Genomic DNA, 22,922 nt, shown 5'->3' with positions numbered 1-22,922 from the left:
CGATAACAGACGGCCGTGCACGTCGGCCGTCGCACAGCACGAAGGAGGCGTCATGGCCTCACCCATGTCCGCGGGCAGGTTCCTGGACATTCTGCGAGACGAGGGCGTCAGGGTCGTCGAGGTCGGCGACTGGGAGCACCACAACCGCAACCACAAGGGCCCGTGGGGGCCCGTCCACGGCGTGATGATCCACCACACGGTCACCAAGGGCAGCGCGCACACGGTGGCCCTCTGCCGCGACGGCCGCCCGGACCTGCCCGGCCCGCTCTGCCACGGCGTCATCACCAAGGACGGCACCGTCCACCTGGTCGGCTACGGCCGCGCCAACCACGCGGGCCTCGGCGACGACGACGTGCTGCGCGCGGTGATCGGCGAGAAGCGGCTGCCGCACGACAACGAGGCCAACACCGACGGCAACCGGCACTTCTACGGCTTCGAGTGCGAGAACCTCGGCGACGGCGAGGACCCGTGGCCCGAGGCCCAGTTGGAGGCGATCGAGAAGGTCTCGGCCGCGATCTGCCGCCACTACGACTGGACGGAGCGGTCGGTGATCGGGCACCTGGAGTGGCAGCCCGGAAAGGTGGACCCGCGCGGGTTCACGATGGCGTGGCTGCGCGAGCGGATCCACGAGCGCCTGAAGTGACCCCCAGGAGACACGGACGACACGGGCGACCCGGGTGACAATGGTGCCGTGACCAGCCCCGACCTCGCCGCCCTACGGCCCCGGCTGCCGTCGCCGGTGGAGGAGATCGCGGACGGGCGCTTCGGCCGGCACGGCATCCGTCTGCTGCTCAAGCGGGACGACCTGATCCACCCGGACCTGATCGGCAACAAGTGGCGCAAGCTCGCGCCGAATCTCGCGGCGGCGGCCGGACGTACGGTCGTCACGTTCGGCGGCGCCTACTCCAACCACCTGCGCGCCACCGCCGCCGCGGGCCGCCTCCTGGGTCTGCCCACGGTCGGCGTGGTCCGCGGCCAGGAGCTGTCCGACCGCCCGCTCAACCCGTCCCTGGCCCGGTGCGCGGCCGACGGGATGCGCCTGCGCTTCGTCGACAGGTCGACGTACCGGTGCAAGTCCGAACCGGAGACACTGGCCGGCATCCTGCGTGAGGTGGACGCGCGGGACGCGTACGTCGTCCCCGAGGGCGGCAGCAACTCCCTTGCCGTACGCGGCTGCCGGGCCCTGGGCGAGGAACTGCGCGCGCGTGCCGACGTCGGCGTCGTCGCCCTCGCCTGCGGGACCGGCGGCACACTGGCCGGACTGGCCGCCGGACTCGCCCCCGACCAGCGGGTGTTGGGGATCCCCGTCCTCAAGGGCGGCTTCCTGGGCGCCGACATAGAGGGCCTGCAACAGCACGCCTTCGGTGGCCGGCGGGGCGACTGGTCACTCGACGAGCGCTTCCATTTCGGGGGCTACGCGCGCGTGCCCGTCGAACTCGACGCCTTCGCCGAGGACTTCGAGCAGCGCCACGGGCTGCCCGTCGAGCGTCTCTATGTCGCCAAGTTGCTGTACGGACTTGTCGCCCTGGCGGCCGAAGGCGCCTTCCCGCGCGGGAGCACGGTCGCCGCGTTGATCACCGGGCGGCCGTTCCCGTGAGCCCACTTCAGGTGCCGTAGAGACCGCAGGGCACTCCAGGTGCCGTAGAGACCGGGACCGCTAGGCCGCCTCCCGATAAGCCGCCGCCTCCTCCAGGTCCAGCCTGCGCAGCAAGGTGCGCAGCATCTCGTCGTCGATGTAGCGGCCGTCGCGCAGGCGCACGAACATCGAGCGTTCGGCGCTGATCATCTCGCGGGACAGGCGGCGGTAGGTGTCGTCGACGGTCTCGCCGGTGACGGGGTTGGTGGCGCCGAGGCGCTCCCAGACGGCGTTGCGGCGGCGCTCCAGGACCTCGCGGAGTCGGTCGGCGAGCGGGGGCGGCAGGGCGTTGCGTTCGTCCTCCAGAAGGGCCTCCAGGCGCTTTTCGGCGACCCGGGAGGCCTGGGCCTGGGCGTTGGCCTCGGCGAGCGTCTCGGCCTGCTGGTCGCGGCCGGGGAACTTCAGCAGCCGGATGATCGGGGGCAGGCTCAGACCCTGCACCACCAGGGTCCCGATGACCGTCGTGAAGGTCAGGAACAGGATGAGGTTGCGCTGCGGGAAGGGGTCGCCGCCGTGCATGGTGAGCGGGATCGAGAAGGCGATGGCCAGGGAGACCACGCCTCTCATGCCGGCCCACGCGGTGGTCATCGCCCCCTTCCAGGTGGGGCTGTCCTCGCGCTCCCTGATCCGCGCCGACAGGACGCGGGGAATGAAGGCCGCCGGATACACCCACACGAACCGGGTCGCGACGACCACCAGGAAGAGCGCGATCGCGTACCAGGCGGCGTCCAGGCCCCGGTACTCGCCAAGTCCCTTGAGGACCACCGGCAGTTGCAGCCCGATCAGGGCGAAGACCGCCGACTCCAGGACGAAGGCGACCATCTTCCAGACCGCTTCCTCCTGGAGGCGGGTCGCGAAATCGACCTCCCACGCGCGGTGGCCCAGATAGAGCGCCACGACCACGACGGCGAGCACCCCGGAGGCGTGCACCTGCTCGGCGACCCCGTAGGCGACGAACGGGATCAGCAGGGACAGCGTGTTCTGCAGCAGCGCCTCCTTGAGGTGCGTGCGCAGCCAGTGGATCGGCACCATCATCAGGAGCCCGACCCCGACCCCGCCGACGGCCGCGAGCAGGAACTCCCCGATGCCGCCGGCCCAGGTGGCGCCCTCACCGATCGCGGCCGCGAGGGCCACCTTGTAGGCGGTGATCGCGGTGGCGTCGTTCAGCAGGGACTCGCCCTGGAGGATCGTCGTGATCCGCGAGGGCAGTCCGACCCGCCGGGCCACCGCCGTCGCCGCGACCGCGTCCGGCGGCGCCACCACCGCGCCCAGCACCAGCGCCGCGGTCAGCGGCAGCCCCGGCACGATCACATAGGCGGCCCAGCCGACGACGAACGTCGCGAAGAGCACGTAGCCGACCGACAGCAGTGCCACGGGCCGCACTTGGGCCCGCAGGTCGAGGTACGAGCTGTCGGTGGCCGAGGTGTACAGCAGCGGGGGCAGCAGCAGCGGCAGGACGACGTCCGGGTCCAGGGTGTAGTCGGGCACCCCCGGGACGTACGAGACGACCAGTCCGACGGCGACCAGCAGCAGCGGCGCCGGCACCGGGGTGCGCCGGGCCGCGGCGGCCACCACGGCGCTGCCCGCCACCAGCAACAGCAGTGGCATCACGTCCATCGTTCTCGCCCGCCCTCGTTTTTTCCGCGCGGCCAACCGCACAGCCGTCGTAATCTGGCAATCATGAAACAGTGCACGCACGCCGACGCGCTGCCGCTCCCGGAACCGAAGCCCCAGAGCGAGACCTGCCTCGAGTGTCTGGCGGCCGGCACCCACCCCGTGCAGTTGCGACTCTGCCTCTTCTGCGGCAACGTCGCCTGCTGCGACTCCTCGCCCCTGCGCCACGCGACAGCACATCACAAGGAATCCGGGCATCCGGTGATGCGGACCTACGAACCCGGTGAGAGCTGGCGCTGGTGCTTCGTCGACCACGTACTTCTGTGACACGGTCTCCTGTGACCCCGTTTTCCGGCCGTCTGTTTCCCGCCCGTTTCGACGGTTCGACCGTCTGACGTCTGGGTACGTCAACCCGGCGCGCGCTCTTCCCAATTGGGCCCGCAGGACCCCTAGCCACGGAGCGTATCCGTAGGTTTACTATGAGTGACAGCATGGGGTTGGGGTCCCGGGGACAGGAAAGTTCGGAGCGCGGTAGCGTCACCGCTGAACCAAGTATCGCGTTACCCCGGGGGGCGACCCCTGGGCCCCCGAAAGAGCTTGTACCACCTTGGAGGTGAGGGTGTCCCAGATCGCAGGCGAGCCCGCGACCCAGGACTTCGTGGAAGTCCGGCTGCCGGCTGCGGGTGCCTACCTGTCGGTGCTGCGTACGGCCACGGCCGGCCTCGCGGCCCGTTTGGACTTCACCCTCGACGAGATCGAGGACCTCCGCATCGCGGTGGACGAGGCCTGCGCGATCCTGCTCCAGCAGGCCGTGCCGGGCTCGGTGCTCAGTTGCGTCTTCCGTCTCGTGGACGACTCGCTCGAAGTCACCGTCTCCGCCCCGACGACGGACGGTCACGCCCCCGCGCGCGACACCTTCGCCTGGACCGTGCTCTCGGCCCTGGCGGGCAAGGTCTCATCGGCAGTCGACGAGGACAAGACCGTTTCGATCAGCCTCTACAAACAGCGCGGCGCGGGACCCGGGCCGGCGTGAGGAACGGGGACGGGCCGGTGCGGGACGAAGAGCGCGGCACACGGGAGCTGCCGGCCGAGGGCGGCTCAGGCGGATCCCGCCGCACGGCGGACGGCAGCGCCCTCGTGCCATGCGGCCAGATCCCCGAGCAGGCCCGGCCGCACCCGGAGGAAGAACCCTCGGAGGCCGGTGTGATGGACGACGGTCAACGTGAGCAGGACGGTGCCGTGCGTATTGGTGGGGTCTCCCCCGTTGCCGGGGGTCCCCCCGCTCCGACTGAGTCGAGCGTGGGGGAGGAGGCGAAAGCTCGGGAAGGGGCGACGGGCCAGGCGATGAGCGAACACGAGCGGGACGACGTGGCGGGCACACAGAGTGTGCAGGTCACCCGGCACGACCCCCAGGACCGCAGCGGAGCGCGCGCACTCTTCATCGAGCTGCGCACGCTGAACGACGGCAGCGTCGAGTACGCGGAGCTGCGCAACCGGCTGGTCCGTATGCACCTGCCGCTCGTCGAGCACCTCGCGCGCCGCTTCCGCAACCGCGGCGAGCCGCTGGACGACCTGACCCAGGTCGCCACCATCGGCCTGATCAAGTCGGTCGACCGCTTCGACCCGGAGCGCGGCGTCGAGTTCTCGACGTACGCGACCCCGACGGTCGTCGGTGAGATCAAGCGGCACTTCCGTGACAAGGGCTGGGCGGTGCGCGTCCCGCGCAGGCTCCAGGAGCTGCGCCTGTCGCTGACCACGGCGACGGCGGAGCTCTCGCAGCGGCACGGCCGCTCCCCCACGGTCCACGAGCTGGCCGAGAAGCTCGGCATCTCGGAGGAGGAGGTCCTGGAGGGCCTGGAGTCGGCGAACGCCTACTCCACGCTGTCCCTGGACGTCCCCGACACGGACGACGAGTCCCCGGCGGTCGCGGACACGCTGGGCGCGTACGACGAGGCCCTGGAGGGCGTCGAGTACCGCGAGTCGCTCAAGCCGCTGCTGGAGGATCTGCCGCCCCGGGAGAAGCGGATCCTGCTGCTGCGCTTCTTCGGCAACATGACGCAGTCGCAGATCGCGCAGGAGGTCGGCATCTCGCAGATGCACGTGTCCCGGCTGCTGGCCCGGACACTGGCGCAGTTGCGGGAGAAGCTCCTCGTCGAGGAGTAGTCCTCCCGCCGGAGTCAGCTCTTCGGCTCTTCGGTTCCACGACCGGGCCCTCGGATTCCGAGGGCCTGTGTCGTCGCCGGGTTCACCAGCAGCACCAGCGCGCCGATCGCGACGACGGCGAGCGCGATACCGGCCGGGATGGCCACGCTGTCGGCCTGGAGCAGGTTGTAGGCCACGGGCAGCGCCATGATCTGGGTGATGACGGCCGGACCCCGGCTCCAACCGCGCAGGCCCAGCAGTCCGCGCGCGGCCAGCAGCGGCAGCAGCGCCAGCACCACCAGGGTCACTCCCCCGGTCACGGCCTGCTGCCGGTCGTCCGGTTCGCCGGTGAGACCCAGGACGAGCATCCACACCCCGGCGACGGCCAGCGCGAGACCCTCGACGGCGACGAGGACCGCCGCGTAGGTCAGCCGGCGCGGACGGGGTCCGTCGGGGCCGTCGGTCTCCGGGGCGGGGGTCTGCTCAGCGCTCACCCCAGAAGGGTAGCCCTCGGAAAACGGCCCCAGGTGTTCAGGCTCACGCCCTCTCCTCTTACCCAACCCCTACCTCGGTATGGGACGAGTACCCCCCAGTAGGTACGCTGCAACTCATGCGTGCACTTCTCGTGGTCAATCCGGCGGCAACCACCACAAGCGCACGTACGCGCGACGTCCTGCTCCACGCGCTCGCGAGCGAGATGAAGCTCGAGGCGGTCACGACCGAGTACCGGGGCCACGCGCGCGACCTCGCCCGGCAGGCCGCAGAGAGCGGCAACGTCGACCTGGTGGTGGCCCTCGGCGGTGACGGCACGGTCAACGAGGTCGTCAACGGCCTGCTGCACACCGGCCCCGACCCCGAGCGCCTGCCCGGCCTCGCGGTGGTCCCCGGCGGCTCCACCAACGTCTTCGCCCGCGCCCTGGGCCTGCCCAACGACGCCGTGGAGGCGACCGGCGCCATCCTCGACGCCCTGCGCCGGGGCAGCGAGCGCACGGTCGGCCTCGGGCTGACCTCCGGGACACCCGGCACCGAGGACGAGGCGGTGCCCTCGCGCTGGTTCACCTTCAACGCCGGGCTCGGGTTCGACGCCGGGGTGGTCGGGCGGGTCGAGCAGCAACGGGAGCAGGGCAAGAAATCCACCCACGCGCTCTACGTGCGCCAGGTGGTCCGGCAGTTCCTCGGCGAGCAGCACCGTCGGCACGGGACGATCACTCTGGAGCAGCCCGGCGCCGATCCGGTCACCGATCTGGTGGTGGCCATAGTCTCGAACACCTCGCCCTGGACGTATCTCGGCAATCGCCCGATGTACACGTCACCTAAGGCGTCGTTCGATAAAGGCCTCGACGTACTCGGCCTCAGCCGTCTGTCCAGCGCCGCGGTTGCCCGGTATGGCACCCAGTTGCTCACTTCGTCCCCCGAACGCGGACCCCATGGCAAGCACGCTGCGGCTCTGCACGACCTGAGCGAGTTCACCTTGCATTCCAAGGTCCCGCTGCCCCTCCAGATGGACGGCGACCACCTCGGACTGCGTACGAGCGTGACGTTCACAGGCGTACGCCGTGCACTGCGTGTGATTGTGTGAGCAGAAAGGGCTGAAGTCCTTTCACTCGAACGTTTAGACCAGGGTCCACCCCATGGAAGTACGGCTGTGACCTAGTCGACACCGAGGAATCAAAAAAAACTTTCCGGTAGGGGTTGTATCCGCCGCTGAGGTTTGCGAGTCTCTACGTGGCGATCGAGACGGCCCGCAACACCGGCCTCCACGTATCACCGGAACCCCTCTTCAATCCACAGGACCCCGCCAGTGAACCTGGCGTTCGGCCCTTCACTTGTTGAGGGATTCGTGAAAGCGTTCACATTCACAAGCAACCCGCACGTAATACCAAGGAGAGGTAGCAGCCATGGACTGGCGTCACAACGCCGTTTGCCGCGAGGAAGACCCCGAGCTCTTCTTCCCCATCGGCAACACCGGTCCTGCGCTGCTGCAGATCGAGGAAGCCAAGGCCGTCTGCCGTCGCTGTCCTGTTATGGACCAGTGTCTGCAGTGGGCGCTCGAGTCCGGCCAGGACTCCGGCGTCTGGGGTGGTCTCAGCGAGGACGAGCGCCGCGCCATGAAGCGCCGCGCCGCTCGCAACCGTGCCCGTCAGGCCTCCGCCTGACGCCCACCCTGCTAACAGCCTGAGCTTGGCGGCGCGTACAGCGAGTACGCATCTCCCGCCCCCGAGCCGCAGCGCGCAGTACCCCCGATGCGCATAGCAACGAGCGAGTGGCCCCGGATCATCACTTGATCCGGGGCTCTTTGCTGTTCAAGGACGTCTGCAAAGCCGTTCAAACACCCGCGTGCGTACGCCAGTTCAGGCTCGCGCGTGTGAAGGTCCTGTACGCATACGTCACTTGTGCGCCTGCACCGGCACATCCAGGATCACCCGGGTCCCCCGCCCCGGCGCCGCCACCATGTCGAACGTGCCGCCCAACTCGCCCTCCACCAGCGTCCGTACGATCTGCAGGCCCAGGTTGCCCGAGCGGTGCGGGTCGAAGCCCTCGGGGAGTCCTACGCCGTCGTCCTGCACGGTGACCAGGAGGCGGGCGTCCTTCGCGTTGCCGCCGCGCACCGCCGACACCTCGACCGTGCCGGTCTCGCCCTCGCGGAAGCCGTGTTCCAGGGCGTTCTGCAGGATCTCGGTGAGGACCATGGAGAGCGGGGTGGCGACCTCGGCGTCCAGTATCCCGAAGCGGCCGCTGCGCCGGCCGGTGACCTTGCCCGGGGAGATCTCGGCGACCATCGCGAGCACCCGGTCGGCGATCTCGTCGAACTCCACGCGCTCGTCCAGGTTCTGGGACAGCGTCTCGTGCACGATCGCGATCGAGCCGACCCGGCGTACGGCCTCCTCCAGCGCCTCGCGGCCGCGCTCGGAGTCGATGCGGCGGGCCTGGAGGCGCAACAGGGCGGCGACCGTCTGGAGGTTGTTCTTCACCCGGTGGTGGATCTCCCGGATGGTCGCGTCCTTGGTGATCAACTCCCGCTCGCGGCGCCGCAGTTCGGTGACGTCCCGGAGCAGCACCAGTGAACCGATGCGGGTGCCCTTGGGTTTGAGCGGGATCGCCCGGAACTGGATCACCCCGTCACGCGCCTCGATCTCGAACTCGCGCGGCGCCCAGCCACTGGCGACCTTGGCGAGCGCCTCGTCCACCGGGCCCCGGGTGGGGGCGAGTTCGGCGGTGGTCACGCCCAGGTGCTGGCCGACGAGGTCGGTGGCGAGGCCCATCCGGTGGTAGGCGGACAGCGCGTTGGGCGAGGCGTACTGCACGATGCCGTCGCCGTCGAGCCGGATCAGTCCGTCGCCGACGCGCGGCGAGGCGTCCATGTCGACCAGTTGGTTCGGGAACGGGAAGGAGCCGGCCGCGATCATCTGCGCGAGGTCCGACGCGCTCTGCAGGTAGGTGAGTTCGAGACGGCTCGGGGTGCGCACGGTGAGCAGATTGGTGTTGCGCGCGATGACGCCCAGGACGCGCCCGTCCCGTCGTACCGGAATCGACTCGACCCGGACGGGGACCTCTTCGCGCCACTCCGGGTCGCCCTCGCGGACGATCCGGCCCTCGTCCAGGGCCGCGTCCAGCATGGGCCGACGGCCGCGCGGGACGAGGTGGCCGACCATGTCGTCCTGGTACGAGGTGGGGCCGGTGTTCGGGCGCATCTGGGCGACGGAGACATAGCGGGTGCCGTCGCGCGTGGGGACCCAGAGGACCAGGTCGGCGAAGGAGAGGTCGGAGAGCAGTTGCCACTCCGAGACCAGCAGGTGCAGCCACTCGAGGTCGGAGTCGTCGAGTGCGGTGTGCTGGCGTACGAGTTCGTTCATGGAGGGCACGTCTGCGAGCGTACCCGCCGGTCTGTACCTGTCCTAAAAACACCCGCGGGCCGCGGCGCCTGAGAGGGACCCTCAGCCCTCTCGGCACCGCAGCCCGGAGCAGCAACGGCCACGGGGTGTGCGGTCCCGATCGGCCGATGGATGAGGACCCGGGGCAGTCAGGGCAGAGAGCCTCGGTTCCTCGATCCGCCTTCCTGTGCGGGGAAGACGGAGGCTTGCGCCTTTAACACATTGTGGACTAGACCACATGCGGTGTCCATGCCTTGAAGGCTGTGGGAAAGCGTAACCGTGTCGGGTCCTGTGCGGGACTGATTGGTCGTGGGAATTTCCATGGCCGGCACATCGGGGCTCAGCGGGTCTCCGTCACCTTGGCCAGGGCGCGGGGGGCGTCCGGGTCCTGGCCGCGGGCGATGGTGACCTCGTAGGCGAGGAGCTGGAGCGGGAGGATCTCCAGGACGGGCTGGAGTTCCTCGGGGACGCCCTCGACGGGCAGGACGAAGCCGGCCGAGGCCTGTTCGACCTGGCCGGCCGGGCCGATGACGACCAGGTCGGCGCCCCGGCCGCGCAGCCGGTCGAGCACGGGCTGGAGGGCGGTGCCGCCCTTGCCGTCGGTCACGACCGCGATGACCGGGGAGACGTTGTCGACCATGGCGAGGGGGCCGTGCAGGAGGTCGGCGCCGGAGTAGGCGAGAGCGGGGATGTAGCTGGTCTCCATCAGTTTGAGAGCGGCTTCCTTGGCGGTGGGATAGCCGTAGCCGCGCGAGGTGATGACCATGCGTTCGGCGAAGCGGTAGCGGGAGGCGAGGGCGCGGACCTCGTCCTGGCGGGCGAGGAGCTGTTCGGCGAGGTCGGGCAGCGCCTTGGCCGCCGCGCCGTCGCCGCCGCGCAGGCCCTCGACGAAGAGGTAGAGCGCGAGGAGCGAGGCCGTGTACGTCTTGGTCGCGGGGAGCGCCTTCTCCGGGCCGGCCATGACGTCGACGTGGTACTCGGACACGGCGGCCAGCGGTGAGTCCGGGTTGTTGGTGACGGCGACCGTGATCGCGCCGGCCTCGCGGGCGGCCCGGGTCGAGGCGACCAGGTCCGGGGAGCCGCCGGACTGGCTGACGGTGACGACGAGGACGTCGGTCAGGTCGGGGCGGGCGCCGTACGCCGTGGTCGTCGACATGGAGGTGAGTCCGCAGGGCAGGCCGAGGCGGATCTCCAGGAGGTACTTGGCGTAGAGGGCGGCGTTGTCGGAGGTGCCGCGGGCGGTGAGCAGCACGAAGCGGGGCCTGCGGGCGGCCACGGCCTGGGCGACCTGGCGGATGCGCGGGGCACCCTCGTCGAGGATGCGGCGCAGGACAGCGGGCTGTTCGGCCATCTCGCGGGCCATGATCCGGCCGGGGAGGTCGCTGTCGGGGGCCGGGAGCGTGGCGGTCATGCGGGGTCCTCCGGAGGTCGGTCGCGGCAGTGGTGCGGTGTCCATTTCACCCCCTCTGGGGGAGGTGCGCCTCTGTTGGGCGGTTGCCGGTTTTCGGACAGGCGGCGAACTCTGGGAGGCAGGACCCTCCTCTGTTAGATTGGTGCGCGGATTGGTCTAAACCACACAGCACCTCCGGACTCCCCGAGTCCCCTCTGCAGAACGGCAGGCCAGCGTGGAAGTTGTCATCGTTCCGGACGCCAAGTCGGGCGGCGAGCTGATCGCCGAGGCCATGGCACACCTGCTCCGGCGCAAGCCGGACGCCCTGCTCGGCGTGGCCACCGGGTCGACGCCGCTGCCCATCTACGAGGCGCTGGCGGCCAAGGTGCGTGCCGGGGCCGTGGACACCTCGCGGGCGCGGATCGCCCAGCTCGACGAGTACGTGGGGCTGCCCGCCGAGCACCCGGAGTCGTACCGTTCCGTGCTGCGGCGCGAGGTGCTGGAGCCGCTCGGGGTCGGGCTGGACTCCTTCTTCGGGCCGGACGGGACCGCCGAGGACGTGCTGGGGGCGTGCGAGGCGTACGACCGGGCGCTGGGCGAGGCCGGCGGGGTCGACCTCCAGATACTCGGGATCGGGACCGACGGGCACATCGGGTTCAACGAACCGTGCTCGTCGCTGGCCTCGCGGACCCGGATCAAGACGCTGACCGAGCAGACCCGGGTGGACAACGCGCGGTTCTTCGAGGGCGACATCGAGCAGGTCCCGCACCACGTCATCACGCAGGGCATCGGCACGATCCTGGAGGCCCGGCACCTGGTGCTGCTCGCGACCGGTGAGGGCAAGGCGGACGCGGTCGCCGCGACCGTGGAGGGGCCGGTGGCCGCGGTGTGCCCGGCGTCGGCGCTGCAGTTGCACCGGCACGCGACGGTCGTCGTCGACGAGGACGCCGCGTCCAAGCTGAAGCTCGCGGACTACTTCCGGCACACCTTCGTCAACAAGCCGGACTGGCAAGGAATCTGACCCGGTTCCACAGGTGTACGTACCGGTGCCGGGCCCCCTCGTGGAGGGCCCGGCACCGGTGTATTCGGAGGTGTTCCCCCGGGTCGGGGTCGCTCCCCCGGCTCACGGTCACGCCCCGGCGACGACCTCCGCCGCCGCGTGGCCGCAGACGCGGGCCGCGCCGTGAGTCGCGATGTGGAGGGCACCTCGGGGCGGGGCCTGCGGTACGCCCATCTCGACCACGACGGTGTCGGACCTGGCCGCCAGCACGGTGTCGAGCGCGGCCGTCATCCACGGATGCCGATGCTCGTCCCGCACCACGACGACGATCCGCCGCGCCCCGGCCGCGTCCAGAACCCCCTGCCCCGCGTCCTCCCCGGCAAAGGCCCCCGTCTCCGTGCCGGGCAGCAGCCGAACCAGCTCCGCACCCACACCCCAGGGCGTCTCGTCGCCGACGGCGATGTTGGCGACGGGGGCGAGAAGGGCGACGTACGGCGGTTCGGTGAGGGGGGTGAAGCCGTCGGCGCGGGTGACGGTGAGAGCCCGGCGGGCGGCGACGAGACCGACGTCGACGCGCGTCACGTCCGCCGCGGGCGCGGGGGGCGCCTCCTCGGCGGCCGGAGCCGAAGTCGCCCAGCGGGCCAGCCCCCGTACCCGTTCCGCCGCTTCGGCCAGGCGTTCCTCCGGGAGTTCCCCGGAGCGGACCGCACTCACCAGTGCGTCCCGCAGACGTCGTACCGTCTCGTCGTCCGCGAGGCCGCCGCCCACGCAGATCGCGTCGGCGCCGGCGGCTATCGCGAGGACGCTGCCGCGTTCGATGCCGTAGGTGGCGGCGATGGCCTGCATCTCCATGCCGTCGGTGACGATGAGGCCGTCGTAGCCGAGGCGGCCGCGGAGGAGGTCGGTCAGGACACGGAGGGAGAGGGTGGCCGGGTGGTCCGGGTCCAGGGTGGGGACCAGGATGTGGGCGCTCATCACCGCGCGGGTGCCGGCGGCGATGGCCGCGCGGAAGGGGAGGAGCTCGCGCTCCTCCAGGACCGCCCGCTCCGCGTCGATGCGCGGCAGCGCGTGGTGGGAGTCGACCGCCGTGTCGCCGTGGCCCGGGAAGTGCTTCGTGCAGGCCGCGACGCCCGCCGACTGGAGGCCGGTGACGTAGGCCGCCGTGTGCCGGGCGACCAGTTCCGGGTCGGCGCCGAAGGAGCGGACGCCGATGACCGGGTTGGAGGGGTTGGAGTTCACGTCGGCGGACGGGGCCCAGTTCAGGTTCACGCCGCATTCCGCGAGGCGGCGGCCCAGCTCGTGGGCCACCTCCCTGGTCAGGTTCACGTCGTCCACCGCGCCCAGCGCGTGGTTGCCCGGGAAGGAGGAGCCGGTGCGCGCCTCGAGGCGGGTGACGTCGCCGCCCTCCTCGTCGATCGCGACCAGCACGTCTTCCCGTTCCGACCTCAACTGGGCGGTGAGGGACGCCAGTTGCTCGGGCGAGGCGATGTTGCGGCCGAACAGGCCCACCGAGGCGAGGCCTTCACCGAGGCGGCGCAGCAGCCAGTCGGGGGCCGTCGTGCCGGGGAAGCCCGGTTGCAGGACGGTGAGGGCGTCGCGCGTCAGGCCGTCCTTTTCGGAATCGGACGCTGTGGTGCCGCTGGCGAGTGTCGTCATCGGTTGGCGTTATCCCTTCACAGCGCCGGCGGTCAGCCCCGCGGCCATCTTGCGCTGGACGATGAGGAACAGGACGACGATCGGCACGGCCATCATCGTGGCGCCGGCCATCATCGGGGCGTACTCGGTGCCGTGCTTGGTGGTGAAGTTACCGAGCCAGACGGTCGCCGTCTGGTGCTCCTGGCTGAGCAGCATGAGGGCGTACAGGTACTCGTTCCAGGCCTGGATGAAGCCGTAGACCGAGGTCGCGACCATGCCGGGGGCCAGGAGCGGGAAGACCACGCGGATGAAGGCGCCGGTGCGGGAGCAGCCGTCGACCATGGCCGCCTCCTCCAGCTCCTTCGGGATGTTGACGATGAAGCCGCGCAGGGTCCACACCGTGAACGGGAGAATGAAGGTCAGGTACGTGATGACCAGGCCCGAGAGCTTGTCGTACTGGTCGAGGTCGTTCAGGAGCAGGAAGACCGGGATGATCATCGAGACCAGCGGGACCATCTGGACCGCGAGGATGCCGACGATCACGATCTTGCGGCCGCGGAAGGCGAAGCGGGAGATGGCGAGCGCGGCCAGCAGGCCGACGACGACGCCGATCACGACGACCGACAGGGACACGACGAGACTGCGGCCGACCGGGCCCCAGAAGTCGGCGATGTCCAGCGCCCGGCGGAAGTTGTCGAGCGTGATGCCGGTGGGCAGCAGGCTCGGGTCCGGGTCGATGGCGTCCCGCGCCGGCTTGAACGCCGTGTCGAGCATCCAGTAGAGCGGGAACCCGACGACGACGAAGACGAGCAGGCCCACGAGGTTCCAGCCGAGCTTGGACTTCTTGCGCCCGCCGGTCGGTGTGCGGGGCGCATCGGTCGTGAGCGCGCTCATTCGACCTCTCCGATCTGAAGCATCTGACGCATGTAGACGGCGACGACCCCGAGCAGCAGCACCACCGTGACCAGGGCGATCGCAGAGCCCTGTCCGTAGTCGTTGACGACGAACGCGCGGTCGTACGAGTAGGTGCTCAGCAGTTGGAAGTCGGCCTCGGGGTGGCCGCCGCGCATCACGAACACCTGAGGGAAGACGCCCATGTCCCAGATCACCGACAGGGTCGTGAGCATCACGATGATCGGCTTGAGGATGGGCAGGGTGACGTACCGGAAGACGCCCCACGCGCCGGCGCCGTCGAGGCGGGCCGCCTCCTCCAACTCCTGCGGGACCTGGGTGAGTCCGGCGCTGAGGGTGATCACCACGAAGGGCACCGCGCCCCACACCACCAGCAGCATGATGACGAGAAGGCCCTGCGGCCCGCTCGCGAACCAGTTGTGGCCGATCATGTCGACGCCGGGCAACCTGCTGAGCAGGGCGTTGAAGACGCCGTAGTCCGAGTCGAAGAGCCACTTGAAGACGGTGGTCGCGACGATGACCGGCATGCCCCAACTGGCCACCAGGACAACGTTGATGAGGGTCTTCACCCAGCCGGAGACCTTCTGCTGGAGCAGGGCGAGTGCCATGCCGGCGACCATCGTGAAGATGACCGAGCCGGCCGCGAAGACGATCGTGCGGACGACGACGCCCCAGAACTCGCCGTCGCCGAGGATGCCGGAGAAGTTGTCGAAGCCGATCCACTCGGCGGGCTTGAAACCCCACAACTGGGACTGTCCGAAGGACTGGAAGGACAGCGTGATCAGGCGGACCAGCGGATAGCCCATGACCAGGCCGAGGATGAGCAGACAGGGCGCGAGCAGCAGCCAGGGGACGCCGGTCCCTCTCGACGTCCGCCGTCTGCGGGGTGCGTCGGAGACGCGCGGTGGGGGCGCCTGCCGCGGCGGCGGCACCTTGGCAGGGGTGGTCGTGTCGGCACTCATCACGCGCTCCTCGGCGATCCCTCAGGTCGTACGGCCGTGCTTCGTACGAGTCGCGGGGCCCTGCCCCGAGAACACCCAGGTGTCCAACAGGGCCCCGCACTCAGGTCACTTGGTGTTGATGACCTTGTCGATCGCGGCGTCCGCTTCCTTCGCGGCGTCCGCCACCGACTTCTTGCCGGTGCCGATGTTCTGCAGCATCGTCTGGAGGACCTGGGCCTTCTCGACCTGGCCCCAGCCCGGTGCCATCGGGACGAACCAGTTGGACTCGGCCGCGGTGGCCGGGACCGCCGTCGCGGGGTCGCTCTTCAGCGTCGCGAGGTCGGTCTTGTTGTTCGGCAGATTGCCCTTGGCCATCAGGCCCTTCTGGCCGGACGGACCGGTGAAGGCGTTGATCCACTCGGCGGCGAGCGCCTGCGCCTTGGACTTGACCGGGATGGCCAGGTCCGAACCGCCCAGGAACACGGGCATGTTCTTGCCGGACGGGCCGGGCATCACGAAGTTGAGGAGATCGGTCGCCAGCTTGCCGCCGGTCTTGTCGTTCTTCGGGTCGGCGGCGGTCGCGCCCTCCCACGCGGCGGCGAAGATCATGGACGCCTTGCCCTGGCCGTACACGATGTAACGGTCGGACTCGTCCTTGGTCTTGTCGCCGTGCATGTACTTGTCGATGACCGACTTCCACTCGTTGAGCCCCTTGACGGACTCGGGCGAGGAGAGGCTGCCCTTCCACTGGTCCCCGGACTGGGTGGCGATGGCGCCGCCGGCGTCGTAGACGAAGGACATGGCCGCGTACCAGTCACGGGTGGGCTGGTACCAGGCGCTGAACTTGCTGCCTTCCTTCTTCTGGATCTTGTCCAGGTCGGCGGTCAGCTCGGCGTACGTCGTCGGCGGGGTCTTGACGCCGACCGAAGCGGCGATGTCCTTGCGCCAGTTGGCGACGCGGCCACCGGCGTAGTAGGGGACGCCGTAGGTCTTGCCGTCGTAGGTCACGGAGGCCTTGAGGCCGTCGAGCCAGGCGGAGGAGTTGGTGAACTTGGCAGGGTCGACGGGTGCGAAGGCGCCCTTGACCATGTAGCCCAGCATCTCGGTGTTGCCCATCTCGACCACGTCGGGGGCCTTGTCGGTGGCGAGGACCGCGTCGAGCTTGGTGTTCTTGTCCGGCCAGCCGTAGTACTCGTGCTTGATCTTGACGCCGGGGTGCGCCTTCTGCACGGCCGCGTCGGCTGTCTTCACCAGTTGGGGCCAGTTGTTCTGCGCGTCGACGGTGAGCCAGACGGTCAGCTCCTTGGCGTCGGCGCCGCTGTTCGAAGAGCCCTTGTCGTCGTTGCCCCCGCACGCCGCGATGGAGACCATCATGCCCGCGATACCGATCGCGGCTATGAGCTTGCGCTTCACGCCACCCTCCTCAGGGATGCCTGCCACACCTCCCGCCCATGGGCCGGGACCTGAACCAATGGTGTAGACCAGTACCCGGAGCTTGGACCAGACCAGTGGGCCTGTCAAGAGCCCTCGAAACACCCCTGACCAGCCGTTATGGGACCTACATATGCAGGAACCTTTAAGTAAGAAGGCAGCGAAAACAGCGGTGCCGGAGTACTCTCTTCCGCTAGACCACTTGGCGCTGTGGACTAGACCAAAAGCGGCGGCGACGGTATACAGAGGGGATCACCGAATGACCCTTGCCCGGAGCCGGAAAGGCGGAGCATGAGCACCGACGTCAGCAGTGCGGAGAACGAGGGTGGGGCCACCGTCCGCACCGCGCGTGTGCCCAAGTACTACCGCCTGAAGAAACACCTGCTGGACATGACGGAGACGTTGCCGCCCGGCACCCCGGTCCCGCCCGAGCGCACCCTGGCCGCGGAGTTCGACACCTCGCGCACGACCGTCCGCCAGGCCCTTCAGGAACTGGTCGTCGAGGGCCGCCTGGAGCGCATCCAGGGCAAGGGCACGTTCGTCGCGAAGCCGAAGGTCTCGCAGGCCCTCCAACTCACCTCGTACACCGAGGACATGCGGGCCCAGGGCCTCGAACCCACCTCGCAGCTCCTGGACATCGGCTACATCACCGCCGACGACACCCTCGCCGACCTGCTCGACATCACCACCGGCGGCCGGGTCCTGCGCATCGAGCGCCTCCGCATGGCCAACGCCGAACCGATGGCCATCGAGACGACCCACCTCAGCGCGAAGCGCTTCCCCGCCCTGCGCAGGTCACTGGTCAAGTACACGTCCCTGTACACCGCGTTGGCCGAGGTCTACGACGTCCATCTCGCCGAGGCCGAGGAGACCATCGAGACCTCGCTGGCCACCCCGCGCGAGGCCGGCCTCCTCAGCACCGACGTCGGCCTCCCGATGCTGATGCTCTCCCGCCACTCCCTCGACAAGGAGGGCAAGCCGGTGGAGTGGGTGCGGTCGGTGTACCGGGGGGACCGGTACAAGTTCGTGGCGCGACTCAAGCGTCCACAGGACTAGGGGACTTACGGAGTTACCCGGGTTGCTCTACGTTCCTCCCGTCGCCGCATGGACGGGAGGACCACCCGGTGCGTACCGCGAACGTCCGAACCATCGTCGTCTGGACCCTCGTCGCGCTCGTCGCGGCGGCGGGCTGGTCCGTACTCGCGCTGGCGCGGGGCGAGAACGTGTCGGCCGCCTGGATGGTCGCCGCCGCGCTCGGCTCGTACGCCATCGCCTACCGCTTCTACGCGAAGTTCATCGCGTACAAGGTGCTGAAGGTCGACGGCACCCGGGCCACCCCGGCCGAACGCCTCGACAACGGCATCGACTACCACCCCACCGACCGCCGCGTCCTGCTGGGCCACCACTTCGCCGCGATCGCCGGCGCCGGACCGCTCGTCGGACCCGTACTGGCCGCGCAGATGGGCTACCTGCCCGGCACGATCTGGATCATCGTCGGCGTCATCTTCGCGGGCGCGGTCCAGGACATGGTGGTGCTGTTCTTCTCAACCCGCCGCGACGGCAGGTCACTTGGGCAGATGGCCCGAGAGGAGATCGGCCCCTTCGGCGGCGCCGCGGCCCTGCTCGCAACCTTCGCCATCATGATCATCCTGCTCGGCGTGCTGGCCCTGGTCGTCGTGAACGCGCTGGCCTCCTCCCCCTGGGGCACCTTCTCCATCGGCATGACGATCCCGATCGCCCTGCTGATGGGCTTCTATCTACGGGTCCTCCGCCCCGGCCGGGTCTCCGAGGTCTCCCTCATCGGCGTGGCCCTGCTGCTGCTCGCCCTGGTCGCGGGCCGCTGGGTCGCCGAGTCGTCCTGGGCCGGCACCTTCACCCTCGCGCCCTCGACGCTGGTGATCTGGCTGGTGGCATACGGCTTCATCGCCTCGATCCTCCCCGTCTGGACCCTGCTCGCCCCGCGCGACTACCTCTCCACCTTCATGAAGATCGGCACCATCGCCCTGCTGGCGATCGGCGTCGTCGTCGCCCTGCCCGCCCTGAAGATGCCCGCCGTCACCGACTTCGCCAAGCACGGCAACGGCCCGGTCTTCGCCGGCTCGCTCTTCCCCTTCGTCTTCATCACGATCGCCTGCGGTGCCCTGTCCGGCTTCCACTCGCTCATCTCCAGCGGTACGACGCCGAAGATGATCCAGAAGGAAACCCAGATCCGCATGATCGGCTACGGCGCGATGCTGATGGAGTCGTCCGTCGCCGTGATGGCCCTGGTCGCCGCGAGCATCATCGACCCGGGTCTCTACTTCGCGATGAACGCCCCGTCGGGCGTGATCGGCACGACCGTGCAGAACGCCTCGCAGGTGGTGACCAGTTGGGGTTACCACATCTCCCCCGCCGACCTCGCGCAGGCCGCGAAGAACGTCGACGAGGCGAGCCTGCTGTCCCGCACCGGCGGTGCGCCCACCCTCGCGGTCGGTGTCTCGGAGATCTTCTCCAAGGTCACCGGCGGGAGCCTTCGCGCCTTCTGGTACCACTTCGCGATCATGTTCGAGGCGCTGTTCATCCTGACCGCGCTGGACGCGGGCACGCGGGTGGGCCGGTTCATGCTCCAGGACATGCTGGGGAACGTCTATCGGCCGTTCAGGAACGTGAGTTGGAAGCCGGGCCTGGCCCTGACGAGCGCGATCGTGTGCGCGCTCTGGGGCTACTTCCTGTGGGTCGGCGTCCACGAACCCCTCGGCGGGATCAACCAGCTCTTCCCGATCTTCGGCATCTCCAACCAGCTCCTCGCGGCCGTCGCCCTGGCCGTCTGCACCACCCTCCTGGTGAAGTCCGGCCGCCTCAAGTGGGCCTGGATCACCGGGATTCCGCTCGCCTGGGACGCGACGGTCACCCTGACCGCGAGCTGGCAGAAGGTGTTCTCCAGCGACCCGAAGGTCGGCTTCTTCAAGCAGCGATCCGTCTTCCAGGACGCGATCGACGCGGGCAAGATCCTGCCACCCGCCAAGAACATGGACGACATGCACACCGTCGTCACCAACTCCACGGTGGACGGGGTGATTTCGGCCATTCTCGCGGTACTCGTCGTGGTCGTGATCGTGGACGCCCTTCGCGTCTGCGTTCGACACGTCCGCCGCCCCGCGCTCTCCACACTGAGCGAGACGCCGTACGTCGAGTCGACCATCGTGGCACCGGCCGGGCTGCTCCCGACCCGCCAGGAGAAGGAGGAGGCGGCGCGTGATGTGGTCGGCGTTCAGGCGGGCGACTAGCGGAGTGCGCTGGTATGTCCGCGAGTTGACCGACGAATCGGCCTACGACCGGTATGTCGCCCACGTGCGCCGGGGCCACCCGGATGCGGAGGTCCCGAGCCGACGCGACTTCGAACGCATGCGGACGGACCGCCAGGAGGCCGACCCGAGGCAGGGTTTCCGCTGCTGCTGAACCCTGCTTTCGACACCGATGTCAGGCTTTCACTAAATCGACATGACGATATGCGGACGGGGTCTTTCGCTTCGGTGATTCCGTGACCTACATTGCCTGCGCGTTACACAGGTGATCGGCGAGGGGACGGAGCCACGAAATGTCAGATGTGCCTGAAGTTCCGCCCGAAGTGGCCGCACCGGTGGTGACACCGGTCCGCGTCGTCATCGCGGTCTGCCTGCTGGCGCCCTTCGTGGCGCTGCTCTGGGTCGGCTCCTACACCAAGATCGACCCCGCGTTCATCGGCATCCCGTTCTTCTACTGGTACCAGATGCTCTGGGTGCTGATCTCGACGGCGCTGACCATGACCGCCTACCAGCTCTGGCAGCGTGACCAGCGCACCCGCCACGGAGGCAACCGGTGAACGACGGCGTGAACGGCGTCGCACTCGCCGTCTTCATCTTCTTCTTCCTGGCCGTCACGGTCCTGGGCTTCCTGGCCGCGCGCTGGCGCCGGGCCGACAACGAGCACAGCCTCGACGAATGGGGCCTGGGCGGACGGTCGTTCGGGACCTGGGTCACCTGGTTCCTGCTCGGCGGCGACCTCTACACGGCGTATACGTTCGTGGCGGTCCCGGCGGCGGTCTACGCGGCGGGCGCGGCCGGCTTCTTCGCGGTGCCGTACACGATCCTGGTGTACCCCCTGATCTTCATGTTCCTGCCCCGCCTCTGGTCGGTGTCGCACAAGCACGGATACGTGACGACGTCCGACTTCGTGCGCGGCCGCTTCGGCTCGAAGAGCCTGTCGCTGGCGGTGGCGGTCACCGGCATCCTGGCGACCATGCCGTACATCGCGCTTCAACTGGTCGGCATCCAGGCCGTGTTGGACGTCATGGGGGTGGGCGGCAGCGCGAACTCCAACTGGTTCGTGAAGGACCTGCCGCTGCTGATCGCGTTCGCCGTGCTGGCCGCGTACACCTACTCGTCCGGCCTCCGCGCCCCCGCGCTGATCGCGTTCGTGAAGGACGGGCTGATCTACATCGTGATCACGGTGGCGATCATCTACATCCCGATCAAGCTCGGCGGCTTCGACGACATCTTCAGCGCGGCGGGAGCCAAGTTCAAGGCGGCCGGGGCGGGCGGCCTCGTACCCGCCCCCGCCGGCCAATGGACGTACGCCACACTGGCGTTGGGCTCGGCACTGGCCCTGTTCATGTACCCCCACTCGATCACCGCGACGCTCTCCTCCAAGAGCCGCAACGTGATCCGCCGCAACACCACGATCCTGCCCCTGTACTCACTGATGCTGGGCCTGCTCGCGCTGCTCGGCTTCATGGCGATCGCGGCGGGCGTCAAGGTCACCAACGGCCAACTGGCCATCCCGCAGCTCTTCGAGAACATGTTCCCGGACTGGTTCGCGGGCGTGGCCTTCGCGGCGATCGGCATCGGAGCGCTCGTCCCCGCCGCCATCATGTCCATCGCGGCGGCGAACCTCTTCACCCGCAACATCTACAAGGACTTCATCAAGCCCGACGCGACCCCGGCCCAGGAGACCAAGGTCTCCAAGATCGTCTCCCTCCTGGTGAAGGTCGGCGCCCTGGCCTTCGTCCTGACGATGGACAAGACAGTCGCCATCAACTTCCAGCTCCTGGGCGGCATCTGGATCCTCCAGACCTTCCCGTCCCTGGTCGGCGGCCTCTTCACCCGCTGGTTCCACCGCTGGGCCCTCCTCGCCGGCTGGGCGGTCGGCATGCTCTACGGCACCCTCGCGGCCTACGGCGTGGCCTCCCCCACCCAGTCCCACTTCGGCGGCTCCGCGAAGGAGATCCCGGGGATCGGCGAGATCGGCTACATCGGCCTCACGGCGTTCGTCCTGAACGTCGCGGTGACGGTGGTCCTGACCTTCGCCTTGAAGGCACTCAAGGCCCCCGAGGGCATCGACGAGACCAACCCCGGCGACTACACGGCAGACGCAGGCGACCCGGGCGTAGAGGTGGAGCTGCCTCCGGCGACTGCTGACGCCGCCCACTGATCCGACCCAGGGGCGCGGGGCTGTGTCGACGTGCGGCTCCGCCGCGTGGGCGCGCCCAGCCACAACGAACCCGCAGCGGGCCACCGAAAAGCAAGTTACTCGGCGGCCCGCTGTCGTACACACTCACCCGCATGGACTTCCTCATCCGCCGAGCAGACCCCACCGAATACGAACCCCTCGGCACCCTCACCGCCCACGCCTACCTCGACGACGGCCTCCTCGACTACGGCGAGAACGACCCCTACCTCCCCGTACTGAAGGACGTGGCAAGCAGGGCCGCGGCCGCCGAGGTCCTCGTCGCGGTGGACGGCGACCACCTCCTCGGCGGCGTCACCTTCGTCCCCGGCCCCGGCCCCGTCGCAGACATAGCGCGCCCCGGAGAGGCCGAGATCCGCACGCTCGTGATCGCCCGCGCCGCCCGCGGCCGAGGCGCCGGCGAGGCCCTCGTCCGCGCCTGCCTCGACCGCGCCCGAGCCACAGAGGGCTGCAAGGCCGTAGTCCTGTCGACCCAGTCCTCCATGCACGCGGCCCACCGCATCTACGAACGCCTCGGTTTCACCCGCACCCCGGACCGCGACTGGAATCCCGTGCCACACCTGGACGATCTCACTCTGCTCACCTACGAGCTGACACTCTGAAACCACCGCGACACAACATCTGGGGGTGGCGCGACGGGTGAGCACAAGATGTATGCTCGTGCTCGCTGTCGCCGCAGGGGAATCCGGTGCGAATCCGGAACTGTCCCGCAACGGTGTACTTGCGTGCATATGCACGCGTGGTCAGTCCGAGGACCTGCCGACGGCGCGCGCCCGACCACCCGGTCAGGGCGCATGACGTCCGGGCCTCGTGGAGTGGGCCGGTGGACGCGACGCCCCGTGCGCTCGTGTACTGCCGCCTGCCC

General features: G+C 69.3%; 22 protein-coding genes and 1 riboswitch. Of the genes, 14 read left to right on the top strand and 8 right to left on the bottom strand.

The features are described 5' to 3' along the window. The first annotated feature begins 52 nt into the window (after positions 1-52). Positions 53-643 carry an N-acetylmuramoyl-L-alanine amidase gene (locus tag OG223_RS34895; protein WP_329257216.1) on the top strand — a complete coding sequence of 197 codons (591 nt, stop codon included), beginning with the start codon at positions 53-55 and terminating at the stop codon, positions 641-643. Between the two features lie 48 nt (positions 644-691). Beyond that, positions 692-1,597 carry a 1-aminocyclopropane-1-carboxylate deaminase/D-cysteine desulfhydrase gene (locus OG223_RS34890; protein ID WP_329257213.1) on the top strand — a complete coding sequence of 302 codons (906 nt, stop codon included), beginning with the start codon at positions 692-694 and terminating at the stop codon, positions 1,595-1,597. Positions 1,598-1,657: 60 nt separating this feature from the next. Here the strand turns inward: OG223_RS34890 and OG223_RS34885 are convergent, their stop codons facing one another. Then, positions 1,658-3,253, bottom strand: coding sequence for a Na+/H+ antiporter (locus OG223_RS34885; protein ID WP_329257210.1), 1,596 nt, complete (start codon positions 3,251-3,253; stop codon positions 1,658-1,660). Positions 3,254-3,316: 63 nt separating this feature from the next. On the opposite strand from OG223_RS34885, the gene OG223_RS34880 reads away from it, so the two are divergent. The 3 genes from OG223_RS34880 to OG223_RS34870 all read left to right on the top strand — a co-directional run bounded on the left by OG223_RS34880 (position 3,317) and on the right by OG223_RS34870 (position 5,413). Beyond that, complete coding sequence (locus tag OG223_RS34880) at positions 3,317-3,577, top strand: UBP-type zinc finger domain-containing protein (protein WP_200687205.1); 261 nt, start codon at positions 3,317-3,319, stop codon at positions 3,575-3,577. Between the two features lie 292 nt (positions 3,578-3,869). Next, positions 3,870-4,283: an anti-sigma regulatory factor gene (locus OG223_RS34875; protein WP_019058277.1), complete on the top strand. Its 414-nt coding sequence runs from the start codon at positions 3,870-3,872 to the stop codon at positions 4,281-4,283. After that, positions 4,280-5,413: an RNA polymerase sigma factor SigF gene (locus OG223_RS34870; protein WP_329257205.1), complete on the top strand. Its 1,134-nt coding sequence runs from the start codon at positions 4,280-4,282 to the stop codon at positions 5,411-5,413. The genes OG223_RS34875 and OG223_RS34870 overlap by 4 nt, the downstream gene beginning before the upstream one ends. A gap of 14 nt (positions 5,414-5,427) precedes the next feature. Here OG223_RS34870 and OG223_RS34865 read toward each other — a convergent pair whose 3' ends face one another. Next, a complete protein-coding gene (locus OG223_RS34865; protein WP_329257202.1) occupies positions 5,428-5,886 on the bottom strand; it encodes a hypothetical protein in 459 nt (152 codons plus the stop codon). Positions 5,887-6,002: 116 nt separating this feature from the next. Between OG223_RS34865 and OG223_RS34860 the strand changes: the two genes are divergently transcribed. Continuing rightward, complete coding sequence (locus OG223_RS34860) at positions 6,003-6,971, top strand: diacylglycerol/lipid kinase family protein (protein WP_329257200.1); 969 nt, start codon at positions 6,003-6,005, stop codon at positions 6,969-6,971. A gap of 319 nt (positions 6,972-7,290) precedes the next feature. After that, positions 7,291-7,548, top strand: a complete 258-nt coding sequence (locus tag OG223_RS34855; protein ID WP_006142322.1) for a WhiB family transcriptional regulator — start codon at positions 7,291-7,293, stop codon at positions 7,546-7,548. A 231-nt stretch (positions 7,549-7,779) separates the two neighbouring features. Here the strand turns inward: OG223_RS34855 and OG223_RS34850 are convergent, their stop codons facing one another. Beyond that, positions 7,780-9,246, bottom strand: coding sequence for a sensor histidine kinase (locus OG223_RS34850; protein ID WP_329265635.1), 1,467 nt, complete (start codon positions 9,244-9,246; stop codon positions 7,780-7,782). A 358-nt stretch (positions 9,247-9,604) separates the two neighbouring features. After that, the gene (locus OG223_RS34845; RefSeq protein ID WP_329257197.1) at positions 9,605-10,675 is read right to left on the bottom strand and encodes an SIS domain-containing protein; all 1,071 of its coding nucleotides are present in this window, start codon (positions 10,673-10,675) and stop codon (positions 9,605-9,607) included. Positions 10,676-10,889: 214 nt separating this feature from the next. Between OG223_RS34845 and nagB the strand changes: the two genes are divergently transcribed. Beyond that, positions 10,890-11,675, top strand: coding sequence for a glucosamine-6-phosphate deaminase (nagB, locus tag OG223_RS34840; protein ID WP_329257195.1), 786 nt, complete (start codon positions 10,890-10,892; stop codon positions 11,673-11,675). A 108-nt stretch (positions 11,676-11,783) separates the two neighbouring features. Here nagB and OG223_RS34835 read toward each other — a convergent pair whose 3' ends face one another. The 4 genes from OG223_RS34835 to OG223_RS34820 all read right to left on the bottom strand — a co-directional run bounded on the left by OG223_RS34835 (position 11,784) and on the right by OG223_RS34820 (position 16,555). Next, positions 11,784-13,310 (bottom strand): glycoside hydrolase family 3 protein, encoded by a 1,527-nt coding sequence (locus OG223_RS34835; protein WP_329257192.1) that lies wholly within the window; start codon positions 13,308-13,310, stop codon positions 11,784-11,786. Positions 13,311-13,319: 9 nt separating this feature from the next. Beyond that, entirely contained in the window at positions 13,320-14,183 is an 864-nt protein-coding gene (locus OG223_RS34830; RefSeq protein WP_329257190.1) for a carbohydrate ABC transporter permease, read from the bottom strand. Beyond that, positions 14,180-15,166, bottom strand: a complete 987-nt coding sequence (locus tag OG223_RS34825; protein WP_329257187.1) for a carbohydrate ABC transporter permease — start codon at positions 15,164-15,166, stop codon at positions 14,180-14,182. The genes OG223_RS34830 and OG223_RS34825 overlap by 4 nt, the downstream gene beginning before the upstream one ends. A gap of 102 nt (positions 15,167-15,268) precedes the next feature. Continuing rightward, positions 15,269-16,555, bottom strand: coding sequence for an extracellular solute-binding protein (locus OG223_RS34820; RefSeq protein WP_329257185.1), 1,287 nt, complete (start codon positions 16,553-16,555; stop codon positions 15,269-15,271). A 309-nt stretch (positions 16,556-16,864) separates the two neighbouring features. On the opposite strand from OG223_RS34820, the gene OG223_RS34815 reads away from it, so the two are divergent. The 6 genes from OG223_RS34815 to OG223_RS34790 all read left to right on the top strand — a co-directional run bounded on the left by OG223_RS34815 (position 16,865) and on the right by OG223_RS34790 (position 22,659). Next, positions 16,865-17,629, top strand: coding sequence for a GntR family transcriptional regulator (locus OG223_RS34815; RefSeq protein ID WP_019072168.1), 765 nt, complete (start codon positions 16,865-16,867; stop codon positions 17,627-17,629). A gap of 68 nt (positions 17,630-17,697) precedes the next feature. After that, entirely contained in the window at positions 17,698-19,839 is a 2,142-nt protein-coding gene (locus tag OG223_RS34810) for a carbon starvation CstA family protein (RefSeq protein WP_329257180.1), read from the top strand. Further along, positions 19,811-20,011, top strand: coding sequence for a YbdD/YjiX family protein (locus OG223_RS34805; protein ID WP_329257177.1), 201 nt, complete (start codon positions 19,811-19,813; stop codon positions 20,009-20,011). Before OG223_RS34810 ends, OG223_RS34805 begins: the two co-directional genes overlap by 29 nt. 139 nt (positions 20,012-20,150) lie before the next feature. Continuing rightward, positions 20,151-20,414, top strand: coding sequence for a DUF3311 domain-containing protein (locus OG223_RS34800; protein WP_329257174.1), 264 nt, complete (start codon positions 20,151-20,153; stop codon positions 20,412-20,414). Continuing rightward, positions 20,411-22,021: a monocarboxylate uptake permease MctP gene (gene mctP, locus OG223_RS34795; RefSeq protein WP_329257171.1), complete on the top strand. Its 1,611-nt coding sequence runs from the start codon at positions 20,411-20,413 to the stop codon at positions 22,019-22,021. Before OG223_RS34800 ends, mctP begins: the two co-directional genes overlap by 4 nt. Positions 22,022-22,152: 131 nt before the next feature. Further along, positions 22,153-22,659, top strand: coding sequence for a GNAT family N-acetyltransferase (locus OG223_RS34790; protein ID WP_329257168.1), 507 nt, complete (start codon positions 22,153-22,155; stop codon positions 22,657-22,659). A gap of 52 nt (positions 22,660-22,711) precedes the next feature. Further along, positions 22,712-22,835, top strand: a riboswitch (cobalamin riboswitch). Positions 22,836-22,922: the final 87 nt, after the last annotated feature.

The sequence above is a fragment of the Streptomyces sp. NBC_01478 genome (assembly GCF_036227225.1).
GTDB lineage: Bacteria > Actinomycetota > Actinomycetes > Streptomycetales > Streptomycetaceae > Streptomyces.
This window is presented reverse-complemented; position numbering and strand designations above follow the sequence as displayed.